The sequence below is a fragment of the Pseudomonas sp. SZ40 genome (assembly GCF_052958135.1).
Map to the genome: position 1 here is coordinate 1 of NZ_JBQWIF010000077.1, position 3,757 is coordinate 3,757.

The following is a 3,757-nucleotide window of genomic DNA, read 5'->3' on the forward strand; positions in this document are numbered from 1 at the left end:
ACCTTCGAGGGGCCGATGATGGCCATCAAGACGGTCAACGCCCTCTCCCACTACACCGACTGGACCATCGGCCACGTACATGCCGGTGCCCTCGGATGGGTCGCCATGGTCTCCATCGGCTCGCTGTACCACATGATTCCCAAGGTGTTCGGCCGCGAGCAGATGCACAGCATCGGCCTGATCAACGCGCACTTCTGGCTCGCCACCATCGGCACCGTGCTGTACATCGCCTCGATGTGGGTAAACGGCATCGCTCAAGGCCTGATGTGGCGGGCGGTGAACAGCGACGGCACGCTCACCTACTCCTTCGTCGAAGCACTGGAAGCCAGCCACCCCGGCTTCGTGGTGCGGGTGATCGGCGGCGCGATCTTCTTCGCCGGCATGCTGCTGATGGCCTGGAACACCTGGCAGACCGTGCGCGCCAGCAAGCCGGCCGAGCTCGAAGCCGCAGCCCAGTTCTCGGTACGGGGAGCCCACTGATGAAACACGAAATCATCGAAAAGAACGTCGGCCTGATGGCCCTGCTGATGGTGTTCGCCGTGAGCATCGGCGGCCTGACGCAGATCGTCCCGCTGTTCTTCCAGGACGTGGTCAACGAGCCGGTGGCCGGCATGAAGCCCTACACCGCGCTGCAGCTCGAGGGCCGCGACGTGTACATCAAGGAAGGCTGCGTGGGTTGCCACTCGCAGATGATCCGCCCGTTCCGCGCCGAGACCGAGCGCTACGGCCATTACTCGGTGGCTGGCGAAAGCGTGTGGGATCACCCTTTCCTGTGGGGTTCCAAGCGCACCGGGCCGGATCTGGCACGGGTCGGCGGCCGCTACTCGGACGAGTGGCACCGCGCGCACCTGTACAACCCGCGCAACGTGGTGCCGGAGTCGAAGATGCCGTCCTACCCCTGGCTGGTGGAGAACGTGCTCGACGGCAAGGATACCCCCGCCAAGCTCAAAGCCATGCAGTTTCTCGGCGTGCCCTACACGGATGACGATATCGCCGGCGCCAGCGCCGCGGTGAAGGGCAAGACCGAGATGGACGCGCTGGTCGCCTACCTGCAGGTGCTCGGCACTGCGCTGAAAAACAAGAGGTGATCCCATGCTTACCGAACTGATCGACATCGGCATGGTGCGCGGTATCGGTACCGCACTGGTGCTGATCGCCTTCACCTGCGTGACGCTGTGGGCCTACAGCGGTAAACGCGCCAAGGCCTTCGAGGATGCGGCCAACCTGCCCTTCGCCGATGAACCCAACAAAGAAGCGTCGAGGAACAACACCCCATGAGCACTTTCTGGAGCTGGTACATCACGCTGCTGACCCTCGGCAGCCTGGTCGCGCTGTTCTGGCTGCTGTTCGCCACCCGCAAAGGCGAGCGCAAGAACACCACCGATCAGACCATGGGGCATTCCTTCGACGGTATCGAGGAATACGACAATCCTCTGCCGCGCTGGTGGTTCATGCTGTTTCTCGGCACGCTGATCTTCGCGGCTGGCTACCTGGCGCTCTACCCGGGCCTGGGTAACTTCAAGGGCCTGCTGCCAGGCTATGACGACGGCTGGACGCAAGTCGCCCAGTGGGAGCGCGAAGTGGCCAAGGCCGACACCCAGTACGGGCCGATCTTCGCCAAGTATTCGGCCATGCCACTGGAGCAGGTGGCGCAGGACGAGCAGGCGCTGAAGATGGGCGGTCGGCTGTTCGCCACCTATTGTTCGATCTGCCATGGTTCGGATGCCAAGGGCGCGGTGGGCTTTCCCAATCTGACCGATCAGGACTGGCGCTGGGGCGGCGATGCGGAAACCATCAAGACCACCATCCTCAACGGGCGTATCGGCACCATGCCAGCCTGGGGTGAGGTGCTCGGTGATGACGGCGTGCGCAACGTGGCGGCTTACGTGCGTAACGGCCTGGCCAAACTGCCATTGCCGGAAGGCAGCAACGCCGATCTGGACAAGGGCAAGCAGCTGTACGACAGCACCTGCGTGGCCTGCCACGGCCCGACCGGAAACGGTATGGCCTTGCTTGGCGCACCGAACCTGACGCATCCGGGCGGCTGGATCTACGGATCGAGCCTGGCGCAGTTGCAGCAGACCATCCGCTACGGCCGCAACGGGCAGATGCCCGCTCAGGAGCAGTACCTGGGCAACGACAAGGTGCATCTGCTGGCGGCCTACGTGCTGAGCCTGAGCCTGAGCCGCAAACCGCAACCAGGTGAATAATGCCCATGTATGGGAGTGGCTTTAGCCGCGAGCTCTTTGGTGTCTGGTCGGGCGATAAAGCTCGCGGCTAAAGCCGCTCCTACGAGATCCCCCCGCAGGTCACTCAGCTACCGTTGCTTTACCTACTCAGGAGGCAACGGAATGCCCCACTCGGTCAGTTTGCGCAAAGGCCGAATCTCTCTAACCAACCAGATCTACCTGCTCACGGCCACTGTCGAAAATCGCCAGGCGATCTTTGCCGACCTGGCGCCCGCTCGTCTCCTGATTCGCGAGTTGCATCATGCCCAGGCATCAGGACTGGCTGAGTCGCTCGCCTGGGTAGTCATGCCCGATCACCTGCACTGGCTGGTATCCCTGCAACAAGGCTCGCTCAGCGAATTGATGCATCGCGTCAAAGGACGCAGCGCCTTGCAGGTGAACAGTCGGCTCGGCCGCCAAGGCAAACGCTGGCAAGAGGGTTTCCATGACAGAGCGCTACGCCGTGAGGAGGACATACTGCCAACGGCACGATACATCGTTGCCAACCCCCTACGTGCAGGCCTGGTAAAACGTATCGGCGATTAACCTTTTGGGGATGCAGTGTGGCTCTGAAAATCAGCTCAATATTTTCAAGCTGACCTATCAACTTACAATGCAACCCACCGTGGGAGGGGCTTTAGCCCCGAGCTCTTCGTTCCAGAATAAAACTCGGGGCTAAAGCCCCTCCCACAAACCCCGCCCACCAATACAGGTTCCCAGGTCACAGGCTTCTACTCTTTCGGTAATTTCCTCTCGCCCCAAAGTCCCGCCACCATTGGCCGCGCCTCTTCTAGAAACACAGCAAGGCTTGTAACAGAGCGCTTTCCGCATATTTCCAACTCATTGCACCGCCTGAGCCGGTCGGGGATACTCGCGCCGCCCGAAATATCTATCGCCCCATCCGCAGCACCCAGCCCAGCGTGGAACCCAGCATGAGCCCAGCAAGCAGCCCGGCTGCGTACAACTACAAGGTCGTTCGCCAATTCGCGGTGATGACAGTGGTCTGGGGCGTGGTCGGCATGGCGCTGGGTGTGTTCATCGCGGCGCAGCTGGTGTGGCCGCAGTTGAACCTTGGCATGGAGTGGACCAGCTTCGGCCGCCTGCGCCCGCTGCACACCAATGCGGTGATCTTCGCCTTTGGCGGCAGCGCGCTGTTCGCCACCAGCTATTACGTGGTGCAGCGCACCTGTCAGGTACGGCTGATGTCCGACGGTCTGGCGGCCTTCACCTTCTGGGGCTGGCAGGCGGTGATCGTTGCGGCGGTGATCAGCCTGCCGATGGGCTACACCAGCAGCAAGGAATACGCCGAGCTGGAGTGGCCGATCGATATCCTGCTGGGCATCGTCTGGCTGGTCTACATGCTGGTGTTCTTCGGCACCATCGCCAGGCGCAGAACGCGCCACATCTATGTCGCCAACTGGTTTTTCGGTGCCTTCATCCTGGTCACCCTGATGCTGCACGTGGTCAACAACCTGGAAGTGCCGGTCACGCTGACCAAGTCCTACTCGCTGTATGCCGGTGCCACCGAT

At 61.9% G+C, this 3,757-nt stretch carries 6 protein-coding genes; all 6 read left to right on the forward strand.

What is annotated here, in order from left to right; translation table 11 throughout:
* Positions 1-480 (forward strand): cbb3-type cytochrome c oxidase subunit I (locus ACT9T4_RS26530; RefSeq protein WP_499119844.1); only part of this gene is annotated, 480 nt, incomplete at its 5' end.
* Complete coding sequence (ccoO, locus tag ACT9T4_RS26535) at positions 480-1,088, forward strand: cytochrome-c oxidase, cbb3-type subunit II (protein WP_042555643.1); 609 nt, start codon at positions 480-482, stop codon at positions 1,086-1,088. The genes ACT9T4_RS26530 and ccoO, both read left to right, overlap by 1 nt.
* Before the next feature lie 4 nt (positions 1,089-1,092).
* The gene (locus ACT9T4_RS26540) at positions 1,093-1,278 is read left to right on the forward strand and encodes a cbb3-type cytochrome oxidase subunit 3 (protein WP_499119847.1); all 186 of its coding nucleotides are present in this window, start codon (positions 1,093-1,095) and stop codon (positions 1,276-1,278) included.
* The gene (ccoP, locus tag ACT9T4_RS26545) at positions 1,275-2,210 is read left to right on the forward strand and encodes a cytochrome-c oxidase, cbb3-type subunit III (protein ID WP_499119850.1); all 936 of its coding nucleotides are present in this window, start codon (positions 1,275-1,277) and stop codon (positions 2,208-2,210) included. The genes ACT9T4_RS26540 and ccoP overlap by 4 nt, the downstream gene beginning before the upstream one ends.
* Before the next feature lie 141 nt (positions 2,211-2,351).
* Positions 2,352-2,774: an REP-associated tyrosine transposase gene (locus tag ACT9T4_RS26550; protein WP_499119852.1), complete on the forward strand. Its 423-nt coding sequence runs from the start codon at positions 2,352-2,354 to the stop codon at positions 2,772-2,774.
* 386 nt (positions 2,775-3,160) lie between these two features.
* Positions 3,161-3,757, forward strand: a 597-nt coding sequence (locus ACT9T4_RS26555; protein ID WP_499119854.1) for a cbb3-type cytochrome c oxidase subunit I, incomplete at its 3' end; no start/stop codon positions are given.

What these genes read in the sequence shown, in the direction of transcription:
- ccoO (WP_042555643.1), top strand. Translation starts at nt 480, where the DNA reads ATGAAACACGAAATCATCGAAAAGAACGTCGGCCTGATGGCCCTGCTG.
- ACT9T4_RS26540 (WP_499119847.1), top strand. Translation starts at nt 1,093, where the DNA reads ATGCTTACCGAACTGATCGACATCGGCATGGTGCGCGGTATCGGTACC.
- ccoP (WP_499119850.1), top strand. Translation starts at nt 1,275, where the DNA reads ATGAGCACTTTCTGGAGCTGGTACATCACGCTGCTGACCCTCGGCAGC.
- ACT9T4_RS26550 (WP_499119852.1), top strand. Translation starts at nt 2,352, where the DNA reads ATGCCCCACTCGGTCAGTTTGCGCAAAGGCCGAATCTCTCTAACCAAC.